The following is a 24,849-nucleotide window of genomic DNA, read 5'->3' on the forward strand; positions in this document are numbered from 1 at the left end:
TAGTGGCTGTGCTTCTTGCGCAGCCCCTGTTCACCATGCTCGCGATAGCTCGCCACCCAACGTCGCACCATCGTCCTGCCCACTCCGTAACGGTGAGCAAGTGTCTTGGTGCCGGCCTCTCCAGCCACGTACGCCTGAACCACTCGACGCCGAAAACGTTCGTCGTACTTCGTCATGAAAAACACCCCAAAGGTTGGATCTAGTCCAACTTTTGGGGTGCAGTTCAGATGCGGCCGGTTTGCTTTTGGGGAAGCGAAAACGCCGGAGGCGCGCCGGCCGTCAGCCGGCCGGCGCGGGAAAGAACCGCCCCAGTTCGCGCGCGAGTTCGTTGAGCACCGCCATCTCCTGCTGCGAGATCTTGCGCGCGGGTTGCGCGCCGGCCCAGTCGCCGTACAGCAGCGCGACGGTCGTCGTGCCGACCCGCACGGGCAGCAGCACGAACGCGCGCGTGTCGTCGAACGCGTCGAGATACCACGCGGGCAGGCGCTTCACCATCTTCGGCTCCTGCGCCTGCTCGATGAAGATGCCGACCGAGTTCGTGATCGCGAGATGAAACACGTCCGGCTCGAAGCGCTCGTCGAAGCGTAGCCGGTCGAGCGTCGTATCGACGCCGGGGCCGAAGCCGAGGCGCGCGGCGAACGTGCCGTCGTCGTGACGCACGAACATCACGGTGCGCGTGAACGCGAGGCCGGCCAGCAGGCTTTCCGACGCGAGCGCGAGCACCGGCGTCAGCACGTGCTCGGACGGCAGCGCGCGCAGGTCGGCCAGGCCGGCTTCGAGGCAGGCCTCGGGTTCGGCCTGCGCGCGTGCGATCGCATCGGCGTTCGCACGCAGCTCGACGATCTCGCGCATCACGGTGTCGCTCGCTTCCTCGCGCGCGAGGCGCTCGGCGATCTCGACGAGCGCCTCGGATTCCATGTCCAGCTCGGCGCCGTAGTGCTGCGCGAGCGCCGCGATGCGCGCGTCGCGCTGCGGGCTGGCGGGCATGACGAGCGCGCCGGCGACGTCGGTCGAACAGCGACTGACCGCGCGCAGCCAGCGGATGCGCTCGGCCGGGCCGTCGTCGGCGGCCGGCTCCGGGTGGCGGGCGTCATCGTCTTCGTCGTCGAACGCGTCGGCATGCGCCGCGTGATCGTCGTCGGCCATCCCGGCGCGGATCACGTCGGGAAGCCGCCAGCGCGCGGCCGCCTCGAGGCCGATCTCGTCGAAGCCGACGCCGAGCACGTCGACGCAGGCCGCCGATTCGTCGCCGTTCAGCTCGGCCGCGCGGCGCCGGATGCGGTCCCACTCGCTGTCGAGATAGCAGACCACCAGCAGCTTGCCGACCTGGCGCATCAGCGTGCAGACGACGGCTTCCTCGCCCGAGCGCAGTTCGGCGCGCTCGGTGAGCTTGCGCGCGACGCAGCCGGACAGCAGCGCGCGGTTCAGCTCCAGCTTCGCGTCGATGCGCCGCGGCGTGCTCTGGTGGAAATGGTCGACGAGCTTCAGCCCGACCACGAGATGGCCGACGGCGTCCATGCCGAGCACCATCAGGGCGCGGGTCACGGTGGTGATGTTGCCGCCGAACGCCATGTACATCGCGGAGTTCGCGAGCCGCAACACTTTCTGCGTGAGCGCGAAGTCCGACAGCACGACGCGCACGAGCGCGGTGAAGTCGAGGTCGTCGTTCTTCATCGCGGCCATCGTCGCGCGCAGCGATTCCGACAGCAGCGGGAAATCGCCCCGTTCGTTCATCCGGGCCCACAGCTTGTCGAGCAGCGCGGTGCGGGGCAGGTATTCGGTGGTTGACATACGGATCTGTCCGGTTCGCCGCGCGTCAGGCGGCGGCGTGCAGGTGCAGCTGCTGCGCCTCGAAGCGCCGCGCGAGCTCCTCGGACGGCAGCGCCTGGCAGACGAGCCAGCCCTGGATGTGATTGCAGCCCATCTCCGTCAGCAGCTCGCGCTGCGCCTCGGTCTCGACGCCTTCGGCGACGAGCTCGAGATCCAGTGTCTGCGCGAGGCCGACCACCGCCGACACGATCGCGCGATCGTTGCGCGACGTCAGCAGGTTCTCGACGAAACTGCGGTCGATCTTCAGCTTCGCGAGCGGGAAGCGCTGCAGATAGGCGAGGCTCGAATAGCCGGTGCCGAAATCGTCGATCGCGAAGCGGATGCCGAGATCGGTCAGCTCCTCGAGCAGCACCTTCGCGTGCGCGGGGTCGTGCATCAGCAGGCTTTCGGTGATTTCGAGCACGATGCGGCGTGGGTCGATGCCCGTCAGCGCGATCGCCTCGCGCACGCTCTGCGTGAAGCGCGGATCGCGGAACTGCTGCGGCGACACGTTGACCGCCACGTATTGCAGCGCGAGCCCCTGGCCGTCCCAGGCGACGAGCTGCATGCACGCGGCCTTGAGCACCCAGTTGCCGAGGTAGTTGATCAGGCCGATCGATTCGGCGAGCGGGATGAAGGTGGCCGGCGGCACGAGGCCGTGCACCGGATGGCGCCAGCGGATCAGCGCCTCGACGCCGACCACCGCGCCCGACTGGCTGCGCGTGATCGGCTGGAAATGGAGCGAAAACTCGCCGTTGCGCACGCCGTCGTACAGGTCGGCTTCGAGCTTGAGGCGTTCGGCGTCGGCCGGATCGTCGACGGGCGCATGGAACGCGAGCGCGTTGCCGCCCGACGCCTTCGCCTGCGAGAGCGCGTGGTCGGCGCGGCGCAGCAGCGGGCTGTGGTGCTGCGCCCGATGCGGCGCGGCACGTTCGTCGGGGTAGAGCGCGATGCCGATGCTCGCGGACAGGTGCACGGTCTGCCCGTGGTACACGTAGGGCTCGCGCACCGCGGCCTGCAGCCGGCGCGCGAGCGCGTCGGCGGCCTGGCTCGCCTGTGCGCGGTCCGGTGCGTTCAGCACGACCGCGAACTTGTCGCTCGCGACGCGCGCGAGCCGTTCGTTCGGCGTGACGAGCGCCTTCAGCCGCTGCGCGGTCTCGCGCAGCAGCGTGTCGCCCGCGTCGTAGCCGAGCGCGCGGTTGATCCGCTGGTAGTCGTCGAGGTCGAGCAGCAGCAGCGCCGCGCAGGTGCCGTGCTCGTCGGCGGTCTGCTGCGCGCGCATCAGCGCCGGCACGAGCGCGGACAGGTTGTCGAGGCCCGTCATCGGGTCGTGGTGCATTTCGTACGTGAGGCGTGCCTCGAGCGCGCGCCACGACGACACGTCGAACGCCGCGATCGCGAAGCCGTCGACGCCGTGGTGGCGGCTCTTGAACGCGCGGATCTCGACGTCCAGCGGGTAGGTGAGCGACTTGACGATGCACATCGTCGCCTTCTCGACCTGGCCGGAACGGGCGGCGCGTGCAAGCAGCCCTTCGAGCGCCGGGGTATCCTGTTCGGCGATCAGGTCGCGCAGCGTCAGCGTGTGCAGGTAGTCGCGGTGGTAGCCGATGAAGCGCAGGCTGGCGTCGGACACATACAGAAAGCGCAGCTCGCGGTCGACATGGGCGAGGAAATCCACCGTGCCGACCGTCTGTTCCAGCCAGTTGCGCACGGAATCGTCGCGGCGCGGCGCGACGGCGCGCGCGGGCATCAGCGCGCCGCCCGACCGAGCGAAGCGGCGCAGCGTATGCAAGGCGCTGCGCCAGGAGCCCTTGCGTGACGTCTGTTTCCTGTTGGCTTCCATGTTTCTCGCTGACGTGAAGGGCTGGAACCGGTTGTCCGGAAGGAATAACGGCAGACTGTCAGAAATCTTTAACGGGCCGGCCGCGCGCGGGGCTGTCGCGGTCCGGATCAACGAGGCAGGTGTTCGTCAGGCGAACGCCTGAGGGGCCTGCATCGAGGCTGACTTTATAAGAAATGAGGACGCAGATGAAGCGAAAACTGTTGCTGGGCGCCATGGCGGCGCTGATGGCCGGCCATGCGCTGCTGGCGCAGGCGGAACTGAAGCCGGGCGCCGCGGCGCCCGATTTCACGACGCAGGCGTCGCTGGGCGGCAAGACTTACACGTACTCGCTCGCGGACGCGCTGAAGCAGGGGCCGGTCGTGCTGTATTTCTATCCGGCGGCGTTCACGAAGGGTTGCACGATCGAGGCGCATGCGTTCGCGGACGCGGTCGACCGTTACAAGGCTTACGGCGCGACGGTGATCGGCGTGTCGGCCGACAACATCGACACGCTGACGAAGTTCTCGGTGAGCGAGTGCCGGAGCAAATTCCCGGTCGCGGCCGACCCGGACGCGAAGATCATCCGCGAATACGACGCGAAGCTGCCGGCGCTCGACCGGGCGAACCGCGTGTCCTACGTGATTTCGCCGGAAGGGAAGATTCTCTACGAATACACGAGCCTGTCGCCCGACAAGCATGTCGAGAACACGCTTGCCGCCGTGAAGGCGTGGGCCGACGCGCATCCGAAGCAGTAAGCGGCTGCCCCGCGCATGAAAACGGCCCGTCGTGCGGGCCGCGGGCACGGGCATGCGCCGCCTGCCGGCGGCGCGCAACGGGCCGTCATGCGCGCAACGCCTGCTCGATCGGCACGCTGCCGCCGACGAAGCCGACGATCTTGCGCGAAATGCCGAGCTTGATCGCCTCGATCGCGGCCCATGCCACGTCCTGGCGCGACACGGGCGGCGCGGGATCGAGCCACGTATCGGTCAGCGCGATCTTGCCGACGCCCGGATCGTCGGTGAGCGGGCCCGGGCGCAGGATCACGTAGTCGACGCCCGATGCGATCACGCGGTCGTCGCCTTCGCGCTTCATCTGCGAATAGTGGTGCAGCGCGTCCGGCCCCTGCTCGGGCCGGTACGCGGACAGCGAGCTGACCACCACGAGCTTCTGTGCGTTGTAGGCGAGCGCGTAGTCGGCCGCGCGGGCCACCGCGTCGCGGTCGACCTGCTCCTCTTCGGTCGCGCCGTCCGATTCGGCCGAGCCGGCCGCGTAGATCACGTGCGTGATGCCCTGGAAAGCGTGCGAGAAATCGTTCGTCAGATCGGCCTCGACGACCCGTGCGCCCGCCAGCGCATAGCCGTGCCGGCGCACGAGCGCCGTGACCTCGAACTCCGGCTGCTTGAGCAGCAGATCCGCGCAGGCCTGGCCCGTCCGGCCGGTCGCGCCAATCAGCAGTACCTTCGTCGTCATGAAACCGCTCCTTGCTCGATGCGTCATCCATCCAGATAGGGACGGACGACCGATAACTCAAGTGTAATGTCGAATTGACCCGGCGGCGGGCGCGTAATAAGGGGCGTACCGGCATCGGGCGTACCGGCGTCGGGCATACCGGCAGTCGGGCGTACCGGCGTCGGGCATACCGGCAGTCGGGCGTACCGGCTCCCGGCGCACCGGCATGCGCGGCCGGGTCATTCATTCACATGGATGCGGGAATGACGCGCCGACCGGCTATCATGTGCGCGATGCATTTTTCGCCGCCACGTGTGAATAACGCGGCGGCCCACCGGTTGGAGTACACATGGCATTACCCCTGGACAACGTCAGCATGGCCGTGTTCTGCGACTTCGAGAACGTCGCGCTCGGCGTGCGCGACGCGAAGTACGAGAAATTCGACATCAAGCCCGTGCTGGAGCGCCTGCTGCTCAAAGGCAGCATCGTCGTGAAGAAGGCCTATTGCGACTGGGATCGCTACAAGGGCTTCAAGGCGTCGATGCACGAAGCGAGCTTCGAGCTGATCGAGATTCCGCACGTGCGCCAGTCGGGCAAGAATTCGGCCGACATCCGGCTCGTCGTGGACGCGCTCGACCTCTGCTACACGAAGTCGCACGTCGATACGTTCGTGATCATCAGCGGCGATTCGGATTTTTCGCCGCTCGTGTCGAAGCTGCGCGAGAACGCGAAGAAGGTGATCGGCGTCGGCGTGAAGAAATCGACGTCGGACCTGCTGGTCGCGAACTGCGACGAATTCATCTTCTACGACGATCTGGTGCGCGAGCAGCAGCGTGCGCTCGCGAAGCGCGAACAGCAGCAGCGCGCGGGCAACGGCGGCGCGAAGCGGCCGGACGAGCCGTCGCGCAAGCACGACATGGACGCGCGCAAGGCCGAGGCGATCGCGCTGGCGGTCGAGACCTTCGACGCGCTCGCGTCGGAGCGCGACGACGTCGGCAAGATCTGGGCGTCGGTGCTCAAGAGCGCGATCAAGCGCCGCAAGCCGGATTTCAACGAGTCGTATTACGGGTTCCGCGCGTTCGGCAACCTGCTGGACGAGGCGCAGGCGCGCGGCCTGCTCGAAGTGGGGCGCGACGACAAGTCGGGCGCGTTCGTGTCGCGGGCCCGCCAGTCGGCGGCCGCCGAGCACGTTGCGGCGGGTGGTGAGGGCGGCGCGGCGCACCACGGCGGCCACCATGGCACACGGGCGGCGGAGCCGGTACCGGCCGGCCGCGAGGCGCGCCGTCGCGGGCAGCGGGCGGAATCGGTCGTTCACGAAAGCGTGCAGGTCGAGGCGGAAGACGCGGAACTTGCCGAGGTCGCCGACGCGGCGCCGGCCGACACGCCCGAGACACCCGAAGCACCCGCGGTGGCCGACGCGCACGGCGACGCGAAGGATGGCCGCAAGCGTGCGCGCAAGAGCGCGGCGAAGAAGACCGGCGCGAAGAAGGGCGCGGCCGCGAAGGCCGCCGGTCGCCACGCGGCCGGCAAGGCGGACACCGCCGCGCAGGGCGACACGACGCATGGCGGCGATGCGCACGCGCACGGCCAGCATGCGGACGAACCGCATCGCGACGCGGCGCATGACGAGCGGCACGCCGAGCCGGCGCCTCGCGCTTCCGGCGCTCGGGACGACGCCGCGCAACCGTCGCACGGCGTGGCGCCGGTCGAAGCAACCGTCGACGCGACTCCCGAAGCACCGGCTGCCGCCAAGCCGAAGAAGCCGGCCCGCAAGGCGGCGCCGCGCGCGCGTCGTCCGCGCAAGACGACGGCCGCCGCCGAGTAACGGCAGCCGGCGGCAGCCGGGGGCAGTCGCCCGGGTTTCGTCCGCAACCGGGCGACACCCGCGCCGTCCGGGCCGGCGCCATGCCGGCCTGTTGCGCTAGCCGTTCAGCACGTACGGCTGCGTCATCACTTCGAGGAAGTGACCGTCCGGGTCGTCGAAGTAGACGCCGCGTCCGCCGTTGTGGCGGTAGATGTCACCGGCTTGCCGCTTCGCCGGATCGGCCCAGTGCGGCAACCCGCGTTCGCGAAGGCGCGCGAGCACGCGATCGAAGCCGGCCTCGTCGATCAGGAACGCGTAATGCTGCGACCGGATTTCCCCCGCCTGTTCGTAAAAATCGAGCGACACGCCATTGTCGAGCGCGACGACCAGCATCGCGCCGAACGGCGTCGGCGGCGGCAATTCCAGCAGTTCGGTGAGGAAGCGACTCGACGCATGCTTGTCGCGGCACCAGACGATCGTGTGGTTGAGCTGGACGTTCATGGCGGGTTCCCGGGAAGGGGACGGCGGTGGGCATGGACACACGATAGCCGATCGCGGCCCGTCCGCAAGCCGGGGCCGCGGCGAACCGGGCGGCACGCGCCATTCGTCGGCTGAAACGATCTGGACGAACGGCTACTTTTTCCGGAGCAAAGGTCATTGGCGCCGCTTTTTGCGCCGCCAAGAATTCCTGTCAAGCCATCGCCGTCATCCGCCGGATGACGAACGGGCGATGCGCAACAGGGAGACAGACGATGCGCTTCATGCTGAACGGCCAGCCGTTCGATTTCGACGGCGATCCCGATACGCCGCTCCTGTGGGTCATTCGCGACTCGGCCAGACTGACGGGCACCAAGTACGGCTGCGGCATCGGCGCGTGCGGCGCCTGCACCGTGCATCTCGACGGCGAAGCCGCGCGCGCGTGCGTGCTGCCGGCGGCGAGCGTCGCGGGCCGCGCGATCACGACGATCGAAGGGCTGTCGCACGACCGCTCGCATCCTGTGCAGCGCGCGTGGATCGAGAAGGACGTGCCGCAATGCGGCTATTGCCAGTCGGGGATGGTGATGGCGACGGCCGCGCTGCTCGCCCGCCACCGCAAGCCGACCGACGCGCAGATCGACGCGGCCGTCACGAACCTGTGCCGCTGCGCGACCTATCAACGCATTCGCGAGGCGATCCATGTCGCGGCCGGCTGACGCGGTGCGGGCGCAGCCCGTGCCGAACGCGGCGCGACGCGTGTTCCTGAAGGGCGGCGTCGCGCTGGCGGGCAGCCTGCTGCTGCCGCTGGCATTCGGCGACGTCGTGCAGGCGGCCGGCGACGGCGCGCGCTTTCGCGAGATCAACGACTGGGTTCGCGTCGACGCGGACGGCCGGACGATCATCGGCTTGTCGCAGGCGGAAGTCGGGCAGGGCGTCCATACCGGGCTGCCGCAGGTGCTGGCCGACGAGATGGATGCCGACTGGCGCAGCGTGACGGTCGAGTTCGTCACGGGACGCGACGCGTACCGGATCGATGCCGCGAACGAGGCGCCGCAGCAATTCGTCGGCGCATCGATGTCGGCGACGATGTTCTACATGCGGTTGCGGATCGCGGGGGCGCAGGCGCGCTCGGCGTTCCTGCGGGCCGGCGCCGCGCGGCTCGGCGTGCGCGACACGCAGTGCGTGACGCGCGACGGCCGCGTCATCCATCCGCCGAGCGGGCGTTCGCTGTCGTACGGCGCGCTCGTCGACGACGCGGCCAGGCTGCCGCACGATCCGCAGCCGCGCCTGAAACCGGCTTCCGCGCACACGCTGATCGGCCGTCCGCTGCACAAGCTCGACGTGCCCGCGAAGGTCGACGGCAGCGCGATCTTCGGCATCGACGTGCAGGTGCCCGACATGCTGGTCGGCGCGCTGACGATGGCGCCGACGCTGAACGGCAAGCCGAGCGCGGTGAAGAACCGCGACGCAATGCGCGCGATGCCGGGCGTGGCGGACGTCGTGGTCGCGAAGGACGCGGTGATCGTCGTCGCGCAGACCTACTGGCAGGCGAAGAAGGCGTGCGACGCGGCGGACATCGTGTGGGACGCGGGCCCGACGCCGGCATTCGACAGCACGACGATCCTCGCGCAGCGCAAGGGCGCGCTGCAGGCGGAGCACGCGGTGGTCGCGACGCAGATCGGCGAGCCCGGGCGCCATCTCGCCGAGTCCGGCAACGTCGTCGAAGCCGACTACCACACGCCGTACATCGTTCACGCGACGATGGAGCCCGTCAATGCGACCGTGCATGTGCGGGCCGGCGAGATCGAGGTCTGGGGGCCGATCCAGGGGCAGGACAAGGTGCGCTGGACGCTGTCGGCGCTGTTCGGCGTGCCGGCCGAGCGCGTGATCGTCAACACGACGTTTCTCGGCGGCAGCTTCGGCCGCAAGTACGTGCCCGATTTCGTCGTGCATGCGGCCGTCGCGTCGAAGGCGGTCGGGCGGCCCGTGAAGGTGATCCGCTCGCGCGAGGACGACATCCGTCACGGCTTCTACCGGCCGTGCGCGTCCGCGCGGTTTCGCGCGGCGCTCGGCCGCGACGGCCTGCCGGTCGCGCTGCATGCGCGCGTCGCCGGCCATTCGCTGTATGCGGCGATCAAGCGCGACCGCTACGACAAGGCGGGCGGCTGGGACGAGACGATGCTCGACGGCCTGTACGACCTTTGCTACGACGTGCCGAACCTGCTGGTCGATTCCGTCACGGTGATGCAGCCGATCCCGGTCAGCTTCATGCGCAGTGTCGGCAGCACGTCGACCGTGTTCTTCCTCGAAAGCTTCGTGAACGAGCTCGCGCATACGGTGCGGGCCGACCCGGTGCAATACCGGCGCGCGTTGCTGAAGCACGATGCGCTCGCGCTGCGCGTGCTCGATGCGACGGCCGCGCGCGCGAACTGGTTCGGCCGCGCGCCGGCCGGCCTGTCGCGCGGGGTCGCGTATTCGCTGTACACCGGGCGCGGCGGCGCATTCAGCACGTACGTCGCGGCGGTCGCCGAGGTGCGCGTGACGCGCGGCAGCGTGAGGCTCGAGCGGATCGTGTGCGGGATCGACTGCGGCCGCGCGATCAATCCGCTGCTGATTCGCGAGATGGTCGAGGGCGGCGTCGGCTTTGCGCTCACCAACACGTTCAGGAGCGAAATCACGTTCGAGCACGGCGCGGTCGTGCAGCGCAATTTCGCCGACTATCCGCTGCTCGGCCTGGCCGCGATGCCGAAGATCGAGGTGGTGATCGTCGACAGCGACCGCGATCCGCAAGGCTGCGGCGAGGTCGCGTTGCCGCCCGTCGCGCCGGCGGTGGCGGATGCGATCTGGCGCGCGACCGGCGAGCGGCCGCGTTCGATGCCGTTCGATACGCCGCTCGCGACCTGAACGACCCGATATCCCCCACCGGCCGGCGGCGCCCCGCGCGTCGCCGGTCAATAGCAAGCATAACTACACGATTGGTCTGGAGACTTCGATGAAAACCTTTCGCACGGCCGCGACGGCCGTCTCGTTCGCGGCCGCCGCCGCCGCATCGCCGGGCGCGCAGGCGCAGGGCAGCGTGACGCTGTACGGCATCGTCGACACCGGCGTGCAGTACTACAACCATGCGGCCGGCGGCGGCGCGGTCGCCGGCATGCCGTCGCTGACCGGCGAAGTGCCGTCGCGCTTCGGGTTGCGCGGCGTCGAGGCGCTCGGCGGCGGCTACCGCACGTTCTTCGTGCTCGAAAACGGCTTCGCGCTGAACTCGGGCGCGCTGAACTACGGCGGCCGCCTGTTCGGCCGGCAGGCGAACGTCGGCATCGATTCGCCGTACGGCACGCTCACGCTCGGGCGGCAGATGAACATGTCGATGCTCGTGCTGCTCAACGCCGACGTGATCGGCCCGTCGATTCATTCGATGGCCAGCTTCGACAGCTATCTGCCGAACGCGCGCAGCGACAGCGCGATCGGCTATCTCGGCCACTTCGGCGGCGTGACGCTCGGCGGTACGTACAGCACCGGGCGCGATGCGGCGGGCCCGGCCGGCCCGTCGGCCACGAACTGCGCGGGCAACGTGCCGGGCGACCCCGTCGCCTGCCGGCAATACACGATGATGGTCGCGTACGACGCGCCGCAGTTCGGCGTGGCCGCTTCGTACGACGTGATGCACGGCGGCACCGGCGCGTCGGCGCCGCTGTCTAGCCCAGGCTATACGGACACGCGCACGATCGTCGATGCGTACGTCAAGCTCGGCATCGCGAAGCTCGGCGCGGGCTGGATCCGCCGCAACACGGCGGCCGCAGCCCACAGCCAGTCGGACCTCTTTTTCGCGGGCGGCACGGTCTACGCGACGCCGGCGCTATCATTCGACGCACAGGCCGTGCGCTATCTGCTGCGCGGCCGCTACGACTCGAACCTGTTCGTCGGGCGCGCGAATTACAGCCTGTCGAAGCGCACGCTGGTCTATACGTCGGTCGGTTACATGACGAACAGCGCGTTCGGCACGTCGGCGGTGGCGGCAGGCGGCACGGTCGGCACCGGCCGCAACCAGGTCGGCGCGATGGCGGGCATCCAGCAGCGCTTCTGATGCGGCGGCGCGCTCCACGGAGACTTCGACGATGACGACCGATCTTCTCAGCGACGTGCTGACCGACCTGCGGGCCGATGCGGTCGTCACCGGACGCTTCACGCTGAGCGCGCCGTGGGCGATCCGCAAGCCGGCCGTCGCGGGCGCGCCGTTTCGCACCTGCGCGGGCAGCCCGTTCTTCCTGGCGGTCGCGGGCGCCGCGCCCGTGCACGTCGAGCCGGGCGACTTCGTGCTGCTGCCGCACGGCGACGAGCACGTGATGGCGTCGTCGCTCGACGTGCCGCCCGTGCCGTTCGACACGCTGATGGCCGACAAGGGCATCCGGCCGCGCTTCGATACGCCGCTCGAGTTCGTCGCGGGCGGCGGCGGCGCGACCAGCGAGCTCTATACGGGGATCGTCGTGTATCGCGACATCGTGCGCAGCCCGCTGTTCTCGGTGTTGCCGACGCTGATCCACGTGCGCGCCAACGATGCGGCCGTCGCGCCGTGGCTCGCGAGCACGCTGCAGAGCTTCATCCAGGAATCGATGGCGTGCCAGCCGGGCTGGGCGGTCGCCGCGACGCGCCTGGCCGACGTGCTGTTCGTGCAGCTGCTGCGCGCGCATCTGCAATCGTCGGCCAATCACACGGGCTGGCTGCGTGGCCTCACCGATCCGCAGATCGGCCGCGCGATGGCGCTGATGCATCGCGACCCGCGGCGCAACTGGCAGCTCGCGAGCCTCGCGGTCGAGGCCGGCATGTCGCGTTCGCGTTTTTGCGCGCATTTCGCCGAACTCGTCGGCGAGACGCCGATCGGTCATCTGACCGCCTACCGGATGTATCTGGCGAGCGGCGAGCTCGCGAACGGCAAGCTGCGCCTGATCGAGATCGCCGAGCGGGTCGGCTACACGTCGGAGAAGGCGTTCGCGCGCGCGTTCCATCGCTGGTCGGGGATGGCGCCGCGCCGCTATGCGCGCAACGCACGGGACCTGTATGACCTTGCACGACATGGATGACCGCGCGTTGCGCCATCGGGTGCCGGCGCTCGCGCGCGGGCTCGCGATTCTCGAAGCGGTCGCGGCCGGGCCGTCGCTCCCGACCGCCGCGGACCTGGCGACGCGGCTCGACGTGCCGCGCAACTCGATCGCGCGGTTGCTGAGGACGCTGGTCCGGCATGCGTTTCTGGTCGTCGATCCGCACGGCCGCTATCGGCCGGGGCCGGCCGCCGCGCGGGTCGCGGCCGCGTATCTCGGCGCGCGGCCGGAGGTCGCGCACGCGCAGCCGGTGCTGGACGCGTTGTGTGCGCGCAGCGGGCTCGCCGCGCAGTTGCTCGGGCGGGATGGCGCGGAAGTCGTCGTGCTCGCGCAGACGGCGCCCGACGGGGCCGCGTGCCTCGTCACGCGCGTCGGCGCGCGGTTCGCGGGGCGGATAGAGGACGCTGCGGACGACCAAAGCGACGCGGCCGACACGGGTGGTCGGCCCGTCCGGCGGTTTGGCCGGCAACGCGCGTCGCGGCAGGCGGCCGGCATCGTCGCGATGCCGGTGGATGCGGGCGGGGCGCTCGCGATCGGCGTCGCGCTCGATGTGCCGGGCGACGCACGATGGCGGCGGATACCGGCAATGATCGACGACGCGGCCCGGCGCCTGGCGGACGCGCTGGCCGATCCGGCCGAGGCCGAGCGCCGCTGAGCGCCGTCGGCCGTCGTCGCGGCCCACCGGCGTGGATGCCGGCTGCGCGCGACCTTCGCGGCGGCGCGGGCCGACGGCCGGAGCGGGGCGGTACGACATGCCCCGCCCCGTTCGCGTCCGGCCGCTCGTCGCTACTCGCCGCTACTTGCCGTTACTCGCCGGCGACGGCCGGCCCGCCGGTATTGCCGCGGCGGTTGCGGCGCTTCTCGGCCCATACGCGGAACCGGTCCATGTACAGGTAGACGACCGGCGTCGTATAGAGCGTCAGCACCTGCGACATGACCAGGCCGCCGGCGATCGCGATCCCGAGCGGCGCGCGCAATTCGGCGCCGTCGCCGTTGCCGAACGCGAGCGGCAGCGCGCCGAGCAGCGCCGCCATCGTCGTCATCATGATCGGGCGAAAGCGCAGCAGGCACGCCTCGTGGATCGCGTCGAACGACGACTTCCCTTGGTTGCGCGTCTGGTCGATCGCGAAGTCGACCATCATGATCGCGTTCTTCTTCACGATGCCGATCAGCAGGATCACGCCGATCAGCGCGATGATGCTGAACTCGGTCTTGAACAGCAGCAGCGCGAGCAGCGCGCCGACGCCGGCCGACGGCAGCGTCGACAGGATCGTGATCGGATGGATGTAGCTCTCGTACAGGATCCCGAGCACGATGTAGACGGCCAGCAGCGCGGCGAGGATCAGGATCGGCTGATCGTTCATCGACTGCTGGAACGCCTGCGCGGTGCCCTGGAAGCTGCCGACGATCGTCGGCGGAACCCCGACCTGCGCCATCGTCTGGTAGATCACCTGCGTCGCCTGCGACAGCGACACGCCCGGCGGCAGGTTGAACGAGATCGTCGTCGCGACGAACAGCCCCTGGTGGTTGACCGACAGCGGCGTCGTGCTCGGCCCGAAGGTCGCGATCGCCGACAGCGGGATCATCGTCGACTTCGACGTCGACACCGACGCGCCCGACGACGCGCTCGACTTGCCGCTCGCCGCGATCGAGTTGAGCGCCTGGTTGCGCGCCGAGTCGGACGCGATCGCCGCGGCGCTTTGCGCGGCCGTGCCGGCGCTCGACGTGCCGGCCGAGGTCGCGACGAAGGTGCCGGCGGCCGCGTTGGTGGTCTGCGAGCCGTTCGCGCTGCCGCCCGACGTGCTGATCCACACCTGGTTCAGCATCTCCGGGCTCTGCCAGTATTTCGGCGCGACTTCCATCACGACGTGGTACTGGTTCAGCGGGTTGTAGATCGTCGAGACCTGGCGCTGGCCGAACGCGTCGTACAGCGTGTTGTCGATCTGCGCGGGCTTGATGCCGAACCGCGCGGCCGTCGCGCGGTCGATCGTCACCATGGCCTCCATGCCGCCTTGCTGCTGGTCGGAGTTCACGTCGGTCAGCTCGGGGCGCTTCTGCAGCGCCTCGGTCAGCAGCGGCCCCCACTTGTACAGGTCGGCGGTCGAATCGCCGAGCAGCGTGAACTGGTACTGCGCGTTGCTCTGCCGGCCGCCGACGCGAATGTCCTGCGCGGCCTGCAGGAACGTGCTCGCGCCGGCCACGTCCGCCAGCCGCGGGCGCAGCTGCTGGATCACCTGGTCGGCCGACAGCTTGCGCTCGGTGCGGTCCTTCAGCGTGACGAACATGAAGCCGGAGTTGGTTTGCGTGCCGCCGGTGAAGCCCGCGACGCTCTTCACGTTCGGGTTGGCCTGCACGATCCGCATCATCTCGGAGAACTTCAGCTTCATCGCCTGGAACGACGTGGACTGGTCGGCCCGAATGCCGCCGATCATCAGCCCGGTGTCCTGCTGCGGGAAGAAGCCCTTCGGCACGACGACGTACAGGTACACGTTCAGCCCGATCGTCGCGAACAGCGTCAGCAGGATCAGGAGCGGCCGGCGCAGCGCCCACGACAGCGAGCGCTCGTAGCCGCGCTGCAGGCGCGCGAAACCGCGTTCGAGGAAACGCCCGAAGCGGCCCTCGCTTTGCGGGTCGTGCTGTTCGGGCAGCAGGCGCGCGCACATCATCGGCGTGACCGTGAGCGACACCGCGAGCGACACGGCGATCGCGAGCGACAGCGTCAGCGCGAACTCGCGGAACAACCGCCCGACGATCCCGCCCATCAGCAGGATCGGCAGGAACACCGCGACGAGCGAGATGCTCATCGACAGCACCGTGAAGCCGACTTCGCGTGCGCCGTCGAACGCGGCCTGCATCCGCGGCTTGCCGTTCTCGATGTGCCGCGAGATGTTCTCGAGCACGACGATCGCATCGTCGACGACGAAGCCGGTCGCGACGATCAGCGCCATCAGCGACAGGTTGTCGATCGAGAAGCCGAGCAGGTACATCGCGCCGAACGTGCCGATGATCGAGATCGGCACCGCGACGCTCGGGATCAGCGTCGCGCGCCAGTTGCGCAGGAACAGGAACACGACCATCACGACGAGGCTGACCGCGATCAGCAGCGTATGCTCGGTGTCCTTCAGCGATGCGCGGATGGTGGTCGAGCGGTCGAGCACCGGCGTGACCGTGATGTCGGCCGGCAGCGACGCGGTGAGCTGCGGCAGCGCCGCGCGCACGCGGTCGATCGTGTCGATGATGTTCGCGCCGGGCGAGCGATAGAGGATCACGAGCACCGCGCGCTTGCCGTTCGACAGGCCGAGGTTGCGCAGATCCTCGACCGAATCGACGACGTCCGACAGGTCGGACAGCCGCACGGCCGAGCCGTTGCGGTAGGCGACGACGAGGTCGCGGTATTGCGACGCCTGGGACGCCTGGTCGTTCGTGTAGAGCTGGTAGTGCTGCGGGCCGAATTCGATCGCGCCCTTCGGCGCGTTGGCGTTCGCGGACGCCAGCGCCGCGCGCACGTCCTCGAGGCCGATCCCGTAGTGGAACAGCGACTGCGGTTCGAGCTCGACGCGCACGGCCGGGTTCGCGGAGCCGCTCACGGTGACCTGGCCGATCCCGTCGATCTGCGACAGCGACTGCTGCAGCACCGTGGACGCGGCGTCGTACAGCTTCGCGGGCGACGACGTCTCCGACGTCAGCGACACGATCATGATCGGCGAATCGGCCGGGTTGACCTTGCGGTACGTCGGGTTGCTCTTCAGCGCGGCGGGCAGGTCGGCGCGCGCCGCGTTGATCGCGGCCTGCACGTCGCGCGCGGCGCCGTCGATGTCGCGGTTCAGGCCGAACTGCAGGATGATCCGCGCATTGCCGACCGTGCTCGTCGACGTCATTTCGGAGACGTCCGCGATCGAGCCGAGGTGCCGCTCGAGCGGGCTCGTCACGCTGGTCGCGACCGTTTCCGGGCTCGCGCCCGGCAGCGACGCCTGCACCGAGATCGTCGGGAAGTCCACCTGCGGCAGCGGCGACACCGGCAGCTTGATGAACGCGAACAGGCCCGCGAGCGCGACGCCGAGCGCGAGCAGCGTCGTCGCGACGGGGCGGGTGATGAAGGGGCGCGACAGGTTCATCGGTTACGCATCCGTGCGCGTGCCGGCCTGGGGGCCGTGCCGTTCGAACCAGCCGCGCACGCGGCGCGCGAGCGAATCGAAGCCGAGGTAGATCACGGGCGTCGTGAACAGCGTCAGCACCTGCGACACGATCAGGCCGCCGGCGATCGCGATCCCGAGCGGCTGGCGCAGCTCGGAGCCCGCGCCGGAGCCGACGATCAGCGGCACCGCGCCGAGCAGCGCGGCGAGCGTCGTCATCAGGATCGGCCGGAAGCGCAGCAGGCAGGCCTGGTAGATCGCCTCGCGCGGCGGCTTGCCTTCGACGCGTTCGGCCTCGAGCGCGAAGTCGATCATCATGATCGCGTTCTTCTTCACGATGCCGATCAGCAGCACGATGCCGATGATCCCGATGATGTCGAGGTCGTGCCCGGTGATCATCAGCGCGAGCAGCGCGCCGACGCCGGCCGACGGCAGCGTCGACAGGATCGTGATCGGGTGGATGTAGCTCTCGTACAGCACGCCGAGCACGATGTACATCGTGACGACCGCCGCGAGGATCAGGAACAGCTGGTTCGACAGCGACGCCTGGAACGCGAGCGCCGCGCCCTGGAAGCGCGTCTGGAACGAGCCGGGCAGGCCGATGTCCTTCTCGGCGGCCTCGATCGCCTTGACCGCTTCGCCGAGCGACGCGCCCGGTGCGAGGTTGAACGAGATCGTCGTCGACGGGAACTGCGACAGGTGCGCGACCAGCAGCGGCGACGGCCGCTCGTGGAACGACGCGATCGACGACAGCGGCACCTGGCCGCCGCCGGCCGACGGCAGATAGATGTCGTTCAGCGATTGCGCGTAGTGCTGCTCCTTCGGCTCCGATTCGAGAATCACGCGGTACTGGTTCGACTGCGTGAAGATCGTCGACACGATGCGCTGGCCGAACGCGTCGTACAGCGCGTTGTCGACGGTCGCCGGCGTGATGCCGAAGCGCGCGGCGCTCGGGCGGTCGATCTCGATGTACACCGACTGGCCGTTGCTCTGCAGGTCGGTCGCGACGTCGGCGAGCGACGGCTCCTGCTGCAGCCGCGCGACGAGTTTCGGCACCCAGGTCGCGAATTCTTCCGAGTTGGGGCTCGTCAGCATGAACTGGTACTGCGTCGGGCTGACCGTCGAGTCGATCGTCAGGTCCTGCACCGGCTGCATGAACAGCGAGATGCCGGTGATGTTCGACACGCGCTGCTGCAGGTCGCGGATGATCTGCGCGGCGGTTTCGGTGCGTTCGTCGCGGGCCTTCAGGTTGATCAGCATCCGGCCGCTGTTCAGCGTGATGTTGCTGCCGTCGACGCCGATGAACGATGTGAGGCTGTCGACGTTCGGAGCCTTCAGGATTGCGGCCGCGAGCGCCTGCTGGCGTTCGGCCATCGCGCCGTACGAGATCGACTGCGGCGCCTGCGTGATCGCCTGGATCACGCCGGTGTCCTGCGCGGGGAAGAAGCCCTTCGGCACGAACACATAGAGCAGGGCGGTCAGCCCGAGCGTCAGCAGCGCGACGACGAGCGTCGAGCGCTGGCGGTTCAGCACCCATTCGAGCGCGACCGCGTAGCGCGCGATCACCCAGTCGATTGCCCGGTGCACGCGCGCCTCGAAGCGGTGGCTCTCCGGCGGCGGCGAATGGCGCAGCAGCTTCGCGCACATCATCGGCACGAGCGTGAGCGACACGATCGCCGAGATCACGATCGTCACCGCGAGCGTGATCGCGAATTCGTGGAAGAGGCGCCCGACCACGTCGCCCATGAACAGCAGCGGGATCAGCACCGCGATCAGCGAGACCGTCAGCGAGATGATCGTGAAGCCGATCTGCCGCGAGCCCTTCAGCGCGGCCTCGAGTCCCGATTCGCCTTCCTCGACGTAGCGCGCGATGTTCTCGATCATCACGATCGCATCGTCGACGACGAAGCCGGTCGCGATGGTGAGCGCCATCAGCGACAGGTTGTTCAGCGAGAAGCCGGCCATGTACATCACCGCGAGCGTGCCGATCAGCGACAGCGGCACCGACAGGCTCGGGATGAGCGTCGCGTAGACGTTGGCGAGGAACAGGTACATCACCAGCACGACCAGCGCGACCGCGAGCAGCAGCTCGAACTGCACGTCGCGCACGGCCGCGCGGATCATCGTCGTGCGATCGGTGACGATCTCGACGTCGAGCGCGGCCGGCAGCGTTTCCTGCAGCTTCGGCAACTGCGCCTTGATCGCGTCGACGGTCGCGATCACGTTCGCGCCCGGTTGGCGCTGCACGTTCAGGATGATCGCCGGGTCCGCATTCACCCACGCGCCGAGCTTGGTGTTCTCCGAGCCGGCGACGACCGTCGCGACGTCGGTCAGCATCACCGGGCGGCCGTTCTTGTACGCGACGACCGCGCTGTTGTACTGGTCGGCGCTCGTCAGCTGGTCGTTCGCGTTGATCGTGTACGCGCGCGTCGGGCCGTCGAAGTTGCCCTTCGGCGTGTTGACGTTCAGGTTCGAGATCGTCGTGCGCAGGTCGTCGAGGTTCATCCCGTACTGCGCGAGCGCGGTCGGGTTCGCCTGGATCCGCACGGCCGGGCGGTTGCCGCCCGACAGGCTGACGAGGCCGACGCCGGCGATCTGCGAGATCTTCATCGCGAGGCGCGTGTCGGCCAGGTCCTGCACCTGCGTGAGCGGCAGCGTCTTGGACTTGACGGCGAGCGTCAGCACCGGTGCATCGGCCGGGTTCACCTTCGCGTAGATCGGCGGAGCCGGCAGGTCGGACGGCAGCAGGTTGCCGGCCGCGTTGATCGCGGCCTGCACTTCCTGTTCGGCGATGTCGAGCGGCAGGTCGAGCGAGAACTGCAGCGTGATCACCGACGCACCGGCCGAGCTTTGCGACGACATCTGGTTCAGCGACGGCATCTGCCCGAACTGGCGTTCGAGCGGCGCGGTGACCGACGACGTCATCACCTCCGGGCTCGCGCCCGGGTAGAAGGTCTGGACCTGGATCGTCGGGTAGTCGACCTCGGGCAGCGCGGCGAGCGGCAGGAAGCGCAGCGCGACGAGGCCGGCCAGCATGATCGCCGCCATCAGGAGGGCGGTGCCGACCGGCCGGAGAATGAAGAGGCGGGATGGATTCATCGAGCGGCCCGCGCGTTACTGGGCCGCGGGGGCCGCGGCTTGCGACGCGCCGTGCCGGTGTCCGCCGCGATGGCCGGCTGCACCGGACGCAGCCGATGCGCCCGACGCCGCGCCGGCGCCGGAGCCGTGCGCGCCCGAGGCGCCTTTCGGCTTGTCGGCCGGAATCGAGATCTTCGAGCCTTCGCGCAGGCGGTCCGAGCCGTCGGTCACCACGCGCTCGCCGAGCGTCACGCCGCTGACGATGCTCGTGCGTTCGCCGTCGACCGGGCCGATCGTGACCTTGCGCACGGTCACCGTGTTGTCGGGCTTCACGACGTACACGAACTGGCCGATCGAGCCGGTCAGCACCGCGGAGGTCGGCACGATCGTCGCGTTGCGCAGCACGTCGACGAGCAGCCGCGTGTTCACGAACTGATTCGGGAACAGCATGCCTTCCTTGTTATCGAAGTTCGCGCGCAGCTTGACCGTGCCGGTGCTCGTGTCGATCTGGTTGTCGAGCGTCGCGAGCGAACCCGTCTCGAGCGGCACCGTGTTGTTGCGGTTGTACGCGGTGACCGACAGCTTCCGGCCCGCGTTCACCTGCTTGAGGATCTGCGGCAGGTTGTCTTCCGACGTCGTGAAGATCACGCTCATCGGCTGCAACTGCGTGATCACGACGATGCCGTTGGTGTCGCCCGGCGTCACGTAGTTGCCCGGGTCGACCTGGCGCAGGCCGACGCGGCCCGACACCGGCGCCGTGATGCGCGCATACGTGAGGTTCAGTTTCGCGGAATCGATCGCGGCCTGGTCGGTCTTCACCGCGCCTTCGTACTGCTTGACGAGCGACGCCTGCGTATCGACGGTTTGCGACGCGATCGAGTCCTGCGACAGCAGCGTCTGGTAGCGCTTCAGGTCGAGGCGGGCCGTCGCGAGCAGCGCCGCGTCGCGCGCATGCGTGCCTTCGGCGTTCTCGAGCGCGACCTGGTACGGACGCGGGTCGATCTGCGCGAGCACGTCGCCCTTCTTGACGATCTGGCCTTCCTGGAACGACACCGATTGCAGATAGCCCGACAGTTGCGTCTTCACCGTCACGTTCGCGAGCGGCGTGACGGTGCCGAGCGCGGACAGCACGATCGGCATTTCGCCCTGCGTCGCGGTGGCGACCTGCACCGGCTGCGGAACGTTCGCCATCGCGGCGGGGCCGCCGCGGCCGCGATGGCTGCCAGCGGCCGCGCTGGCGCCCGCGCCTTGCGCTGAACTGCCTGCCGCGGGCGTGCGGTTCCACGGATGCCACCACAGCAGGCCGCCGATGACGACGACCGCGACGGTGCCGAGCAGCAGCGTGCGGCGCGGGCGCCGTGCGGCGGCGGGCGCGGGGTCTTTCGAAGGGGGCGTGGGCTTTTGTTCGTTATCCATCGTGTTCTGTCAGGAAGACGGCGCGGCGTGCCGGAAATCGGACTGCTGGGCTGCGCGTGGGCGTGCGGGTGACGGGACGGGGCGGCCCGGCTCGGTCCGGGGCCCCGCCGATCCGCGCGGGAAAAGAGCGGTGCGCGCCGCGAATGCGGCGCGACGATGGGCATGATCCTACGTGCCGTCCCCGTTACAGTCCAGCGGTCTATCTTTCAACGGGTTACGGTCGTTACAGAACGCGACACGGCGATGACGAAACGATTACACGCCGATGCGCCGGGCCGGCGCGCCGCCGATTTCGCGGGTGATTTTCGCGATGCATTCCTGCAGCGCGGGCACCACGTGTTCCTGCAGCCATTCGGGCGGGCACTGGTGCGACGCGCCGCCGCAATTCACCGAATAGCGTTGACCCGACGGGCCGACGAAACCGGCCGCGACCGCATTGAGGCCCTCGCGCCATTCGCCGATCGCGATCGCATGGCCGTCGCGCATCGCTTCGTCCAGCGCGGGCGTGAGGCGAGCGGACACGTGCGGCCAGTCGTCGCCGGCGGTGGTGCGCAGCGATTCGAGCAGCAGGCGACGCTCGTCGTCCTCCAGCGCGGCGAGATACGCGCGGCCGACGGCCGTACGCGCGATGTCCATCCGCGAGCCGATCTCGAGGCGCGTGACGAGCACGGCCGAGCGCGGGCGGATCACGTCGATCGCGACCATGTCGAGGCGGTCGCGCACCGCGAGGTGCACGGACAGCGACGTGCGTTCGGCCAGCTCGATCATGAACGGCCGCGAACGCGCGCGGATGTCGAAGTTGCGCAGGAAGCCGTGGCTCAGTTCGAGCACCGACGCGGTGAGCACGAAGCGCTCGCTGTCGGGCAACTGGAACAGGAAGCCGGCGCTGACGAGCGTCGCGGTGATGCGCGAGACGGTCGGCTTCGGGATGCCGGTCAATTCGGTCAGTTCGCGGTTGCTGACGGGCGCGTCGGCAGCCGCGATACGGCGCAGCACGGCGAGGCCGCGGGCGAGGGCGGTGATCTCGTCGGGTGACGATTCACGGTCCCGCGACGCGGGAGGGGTTACAGTTGTCGACACGAGGGGTTCTCTCTAATTCCGAAACTCGATTTCAATTTTGTTGGTATTGTAGGACTATTGTCAAAAGATGCATGTTCCGTGGGTGAACCGGTCATTGGATGAGATTTTACGGGTTCACCCTTGGTTTATTAGGAAAACGCTCAAATGAGCGTTGCCGGAAAGTGCATGAACCGGTGCAAATACCGCTTGACTTGTCGGGCGGAAACGGAAAGAATGTCTCACGTTTTCGAAACATCGTTTCAAGAGTTTAACCGGCAACGATGTTTCGCGCAGTCTCTCAGGTTCTAGCACGGCCCTCGGAATGGCTAGAACTTTTTTAGCGCCACGGTCTCCGTGGCGCTTTTTTTTGCCTGTCTTCCGACGGTCCGCCCGGACGCGTCGGCCCGTATTATCTCCTGATCGCCACAAATGCCCGTCCGGGCCAGTTTCGCGCGTGCTGGCACGCGCGATGGGCGCCGTCTGCACGCTTCCCGCACGCAAAAAAAAGCGCGACGCCCGCAGTGGGCATCGCGCGTGAAACGGCGTGGAGCGCCGACGAATGAACGGTGATGAAGAAAGGACGCCTGGACAGGGACGCCCTGCAGGGCGCAACGCCCCCTCGCGCGAGGCGGTCAGTCCTTCGCGAGCTTGATGCTGGTCTGCTCGGCCGTCAGGTAGCCGACGCTGGCGCCGAAGCGATCCTTGTAGTTCGCGCGCACGAGCGGGTCGAGCGTCGGCTTGACCTTGTCGTGCAGCGGCGCTTCCCAGTCGCCCGCGTGCTGGAAGTTGCTCATGATGTAGGTCCAGCCGTTGATCTCGTCGACCGCGTGCAGGCCCGTCGATTCGGCGCCGGCCGGGCACGACAGCACGCGCGCGAGCGACTTCGTGTCGACGTTGTAGGCCCACAGGAAGTTGTTCACGTGCATGCCCGAGTCTTCGCCGATGAACAGCGTGCGCAGCTTTTCGGAGAACTTCAGGTTGTCGGGGTTCGCGATCTTGTCCGGGTTCGCGAGGTTGCCGAGCGCATCGGCCGCGGCGAGGTCCTCGCCGACCAGCGCGGCCGGCGCGCCCATGTCGACCGGCACCCATTCGCTGTCGATCGCGCCGCCCGTCGTGTCGCGCTGGCCGGCCTTCAGGTTCAGCGCGTAGACGGCGCCCGCGGCGATCTTCTTGTCGACCGCGACGTCGCGCGACACCGCGTTGCCCTTGACCATCGACGTTTCGATCCGCGACATCGCCGTGTAGACGATCTTGTCCTTCGCGTTCACGGTCGTGCCTTCGAGCTTCGTGAACGCCATGCTGCCGCCGAGCAGCGCCGCGTAGCGGTGCGTCTCGAGGAACGCCGCCGCCTTTTCCATCCCCGGCTTTACGCGCATCCAGTTGAACTTGCCGCCGAAGTGGATCTTCGTGTAGCTCGCATCGTTCGGATCGGTGGTCACCAGGTCCATGATGTCCGACGCCTTCAGCGTGTTCGCGAGCGTCTCGATCTCGCTGCTGGTCGCGTGGCCGATCTTGATCCACGTCAGCGTCGCGGTACCGGCACCGGCGGACGACGTCTGCGTCCACTTCGCGACGTACAGCGTGCCGGCCGACAGGTCGGCCGCCTTGTCGGCGACGAACATGAACAGGCCGCCGTTGGTCGCGTCGTCGCCCATCATCACGGTGCGCTGGTCCGGCATCACCTGGATCAGCTCGTGCGAGATGCGGCCGAGGCAGTAGTGCTTCTTCACGGTGCCGGTGCCGTCCGGGTTCACGGTGATCTCGGGCAGGTGGCCGTAGTGGTAGGGGTTCGCCTTCGTCTCGTCGCCGAACGTGTTCTTGCTGAACGCCTTGAACTGCGCGTCGGTCGCGGCCTTCGTCGCGTCCGGCTCGTATTCCTCGCTCGACAGGTGCGTGCCCCACGGCGACAGGCTCGCGCCGCAGGTGATCCACAGGCCGTGTGCCTTCGACGTGTCGACGTTGTGGTACTTCACGACCTTCAGCGCGCCGGTGGCCGGGTCCTGGTCGAGCGTGAGCACGGCGATCGGCGACGGCAGCTGGCCGTACTGCGACGCGCTCGCCTGGTCGCGCGTCGTGTATTCGAACTGCACGACCGCGAACACCGTGTTGCCCTTCACGCCGGGCACGTTCGCGTTCTTCAGCGTCAGGAGCGAGCTGCCGTCCGGGCAGTCGGAATAGAACTGGCGCTCCTTGCCGGCGACCGAGCGATCGATGATCGGCTGGTTGTTGATGTCGTAGTAGCCGCCCGCGAGCGTCGTGCCGCCCTTGCCGTCCGGCACCATGTCGCCCGTCACGAAGAACGGCCGGTACGCGAGCTTGAAGTTGCGCGACGAGCCGTCCGAGAACGACACCGACAGCGTCGAGCCGACCGTCGTCGTGGCCATCGCGGCCGCGTTGTCGAGCGTCGGCGCGGCCATCGCCGAGAATGCCGCCGACGTATAGGCAGCGGCGACCGGGGCCGGCGTCGACGCGGGATCGTCGTCGCCGCCGCAACCCGTCAGCAGGGCCGGCAGCGCGAGGCCGGAAAGGGGAAGCATCGGCGCGCCGGCGAGGATCTTCAGGGCCTGACGACGGGAAGCATTGGGCAACGCGGGCATGTGGAGTCCAGTTTCGGTTGTTGGAAGAATGGCCTTCGCGAAGCGGGCGAGCGGCAAGCTCCGCGAAGGCATATTGAAAACTGGACGGAAGTGTAAGGACGATAGATGA

Annotated in this window: 17 protein-coding genes; 7 read left to right on the plus strand and 10 right to left on the minus strand. The window is 68.6% G+C overall.

The window, feature by feature from the left end:
* From H0X91_RS30900 to cdpA, 3 genes are all read right to left on the minus strand, one after another.
* The coding region (locus tag H0X91_RS30900; RefSeq protein ID WP_196433623.1) for a helix-turn-helix domain-containing protein at positions 1-176 on the minus strand (176 nt) is incomplete at its 3' end.
* A 103-nt stretch (positions 177-279) separates the two neighbouring features.
* Positions 280-1,791 carry an HDOD domain-containing protein gene (locus H0X91_RS30905; protein ID WP_080323359.1) on the minus strand — a complete coding sequence of 504 codons (1,512 nt, stop codon included), beginning with the start codon at positions 1,789-1,791 and terminating at the stop codon, positions 280-282.
* A gap of 25 nt (positions 1,792-1,816) precedes the next feature.
* Complete coding sequence (gene cdpA, locus H0X91_RS30910) at positions 1,817-3,559, minus strand: cyclic di-GMP phosphodiesterase CdpA (RefSeq protein WP_012492445.1); 1,743 nt, start codon at positions 3,557-3,559, stop codon at positions 1,817-1,819.
* Positions 3,560-3,837: 278 nt separating this feature from the next.
* On the opposite strand from cdpA, the gene H0X91_RS30915 reads away from it, so the two are divergent.
* A complete protein-coding gene (locus H0X91_RS30915) occupies positions 3,838-4,386 on the plus strand; it encodes a peroxiredoxin (RefSeq protein WP_006497688.1) in 549 nt (182 codons plus the stop codon).
* Between the two features lie 85 nt (positions 4,387-4,471).
* On the opposite strand, the gene H0X91_RS30920 is transcribed toward H0X91_RS30915, so the two are convergent.
* Positions 4,472-5,101 carry an SDR family oxidoreductase gene (locus tag H0X91_RS30920; protein WP_034200810.1) on the minus strand — a complete coding sequence of 210 codons (630 nt, stop codon included), beginning with the start codon at positions 5,099-5,101 and terminating at the stop codon, positions 4,472-4,474.
* Between the two features lie 328 nt (positions 5,102-5,429).
* On the opposite strand from H0X91_RS30920, the gene H0X91_RS30925 reads away from it, so the two are divergent.
* Entirely contained in the window at positions 5,430-6,905 is a 1,476-nt protein-coding gene (locus H0X91_RS30925) for an NYN domain-containing protein (RefSeq protein WP_077056156.1), read from the plus strand.
* 96 nt (positions 6,906-7,001) lie between these two features.
* Here the strand turns inward: H0X91_RS30925 and H0X91_RS30930 are convergent, their stop codons facing one another.
* Positions 7,002-7,385 (minus strand): VOC family protein, encoded by a 384-nt coding sequence (locus H0X91_RS30930; RefSeq protein WP_034200808.1) that lies wholly within the window; start codon positions 7,383-7,385, stop codon positions 7,002-7,004.
* Positions 7,386-7,636: 251 nt separating this feature from the next.
* On the opposite strand from H0X91_RS30930, the gene H0X91_RS30935 reads away from it, so the two are divergent.
* The 5 genes from H0X91_RS30935 to H0X91_RS30955 all read left to right on the plus strand — a co-directional run bounded on the left by H0X91_RS30935 (position 7,637) and on the right by H0X91_RS30955 (position 13,112).
* A complete protein-coding gene (locus tag H0X91_RS30935; protein WP_006491242.1) occupies positions 7,637-8,077 on the plus strand; it encodes a (2Fe-2S)-binding protein in 441 nt (146 codons plus the stop codon).
* Positions 8,061-10,265, plus strand: a complete 2,205-nt coding sequence (locus H0X91_RS30940) for a xanthine dehydrogenase family protein molybdopterin-binding subunit (RefSeq protein ID WP_196433624.1) — start codon at positions 8,061-8,063, stop codon at positions 10,263-10,265. The genes H0X91_RS30935 and H0X91_RS30940 overlap by 17 nt, the downstream gene beginning before the upstream one ends.
* A gap of 88 nt (positions 10,266-10,353) precedes the next feature.
* Entirely contained in the window at positions 10,354-11,445 is a 1,092-nt protein-coding gene (locus tag H0X91_RS30945; protein WP_006497684.1) for a porin, read from the plus strand.
* Between the two features lie 31 nt (positions 11,446-11,476).
* Positions 11,477-12,439: an AraC family transcriptional regulator gene (locus H0X91_RS30950; protein WP_006497683.1), complete on the plus strand. Its 963-nt coding sequence runs from the start codon at positions 11,477-11,479 to the stop codon at positions 12,437-12,439.
* Complete coding sequence (locus tag H0X91_RS30955; protein ID WP_196433625.1) at positions 12,417-13,112, plus strand: helix-turn-helix domain-containing protein; 696 nt, start codon at positions 12,417-12,419, stop codon at positions 13,110-13,112. The genes H0X91_RS30950 and H0X91_RS30955 overlap by 23 nt, the downstream gene beginning before the upstream one ends.
* A gap of 151 nt (positions 13,113-13,263) precedes the next feature.
* Here the strand turns inward: H0X91_RS30955 and H0X91_RS30960 are convergent, their stop codons facing one another.
* From H0X91_RS30960 to H0X91_RS30980, 5 genes are all read right to left on the minus strand, one after another.
* Complete coding sequence (locus H0X91_RS30960) at positions 13,264-16,572, minus strand: efflux RND transporter permease subunit (RefSeq protein WP_006490735.1); 3,309 nt, start codon at positions 16,570-16,572, stop codon at positions 13,264-13,266.
* Positions 16,573-16,575: 3 nt separating this feature from the next.
* On the minus strand, positions 16,576-19,689 hold the full coding sequence (locus H0X91_RS30965) for an MdtB/MuxB family multidrug efflux RND transporter permease subunit (protein ID WP_196433626.1): 3,114 nt from the start codon (positions 19,687-19,689) through the stop codon (positions 16,576-16,578).
* Positions 19,690-19,704: 15 nt separating this feature from the next.
* Positions 19,705-21,084: an MdtA/MuxA family multidrug efflux RND transporter periplasmic adaptor subunit gene (locus H0X91_RS30970; RefSeq protein ID WP_196433627.1), complete on the minus strand. Its 1,380-nt coding sequence runs from the start codon at positions 21,082-21,084 to the stop codon at positions 19,705-19,707.
* 255 nt (positions 21,085-21,339) lie between these two features.
* A complete protein-coding gene (locus H0X91_RS30975) occupies positions 21,340-22,164 on the minus strand; it encodes an IclR family transcriptional regulator (protein WP_006497679.1) in 825 nt (274 codons plus the stop codon).
* A 611-nt stretch (positions 22,165-22,775) separates the two neighbouring features.
* On the minus strand, positions 22,776-24,740 hold the full coding sequence (locus H0X91_RS30980) for a PhoX family protein (protein WP_034200802.1): 1,965 nt from the start codon (positions 24,738-24,740) through the stop codon (positions 22,776-22,778).
* Positions 24,741-24,849 lie beyond the last annotated feature (109 nt).

This window comes from Burkholderia sp. 9777_1386, from assembly GCF_015712265.1.
In the GTDB taxonomy this organism is placed as follows: domain Bacteria; phylum Pseudomonadota; class Gammaproteobacteria; order Burkholderiales; family Burkholderiaceae; genus Burkholderia; species Burkholderia cenocepacia.

What these genes read in the sequence shown, in the direction of transcription:
- H0X91_RS30905 (WP_080323359.1), bottom strand. Translation starts at nt 1,791, where the DNA reads ATGTCAACCACCGAATACCTGCCCCGCACCGCGCTGCTCGACAAGCTG.
- cdpA (WP_012492445.1), bottom strand. Translation starts at nt 3,559, where the DNA reads ATGCCCGCGCGCGCCGTCGCGCCGCGCCGCGACGATTCCGTGCGCAAC.
- H0X91_RS30915 (WP_006497688.1), top strand. Translation starts at nt 3,838, where the DNA reads ATGAAGCGAAAACTGTTGCTGGGCGCCATGGCGGCGCTGATGGCCGGC.
- H0X91_RS30920 (WP_034200810.1), bottom strand. Translation starts at nt 5,101, where the DNA reads ATGACGACGAAGGTACTGCTGATTGGCGCGACCGGCCGGACGGGCCAG.
- H0X91_RS30925 (WP_077056156.1), top strand. Translation starts at nt 5,430, where the DNA reads ATGGCATTACCCCTGGACAACGTCAGCATGGCCGTGTTCTGCGACTTC.
- H0X91_RS30930 (WP_034200808.1), bottom strand. Translation starts at nt 7,385, where the DNA reads ATGAACGTCCAGCTCAACCACACGATCGTCTGGTGCCGCGACAAGCAT.
- H0X91_RS30935 (WP_006491242.1), top strand. Translation starts at nt 7,637, where the DNA reads ATGCGCTTCATGCTGAACGGCCAGCCGTTCGATTTCGACGGCGATCCC.
- H0X91_RS30940 (WP_196433624.1), top strand. Translation starts at nt 8,061, where the DNA reads ATGTCGCGGCCGGCTGACGCGGTGCGGGCGCAGCCCGTGCCGAACGCG.
- H0X91_RS30945 (WP_006497684.1), top strand. Translation starts at nt 10,354, where the DNA reads ATGAAAACCTTTCGCACGGCCGCGACGGCCGTCTCGTTCGCGGCCGCC.
- H0X91_RS30950 (WP_006497683.1), top strand. Translation starts at nt 11,477, where the DNA reads ATGACGACCGATCTTCTCAGCGACGTGCTGACCGACCTGCGGGCCGAT.
- H0X91_RS30955 (WP_196433625.1), top strand. Translation starts at nt 12,417, where the DNA reads ATGACCTTGCACGACATGGATGACCGCGCGTTGCGCCATCGGGTGCCG.
- H0X91_RS30960 (WP_006490735.1), bottom strand. Translation starts at nt 16,572, where the DNA reads ATGAACCTGTCGCGCCCCTTCATCACCCGCCCCGTCGCGACGACGCTG.
- H0X91_RS30965 (WP_196433626.1), bottom strand. Translation starts at nt 19,689, where the DNA reads ATGAATCCATCCCGCCTCTTCATTCTCCGGCCGGTCGGCACCGCCCTC.
- H0X91_RS30970 (WP_196433627.1), bottom strand. Translation starts at nt 21,084, where the DNA reads ATGGATAACGAACAAAAGCCCACGCCCCCTTCGAAAGACCCCGCGCCC.
- H0X91_RS30980 (WP_034200802.1), bottom strand. Translation starts at nt 24,740, where the DNA reads ATGCCCGCGTTGCCCAATGCTTCCCGTCGTCAGGCCCTGAAGATCCTC.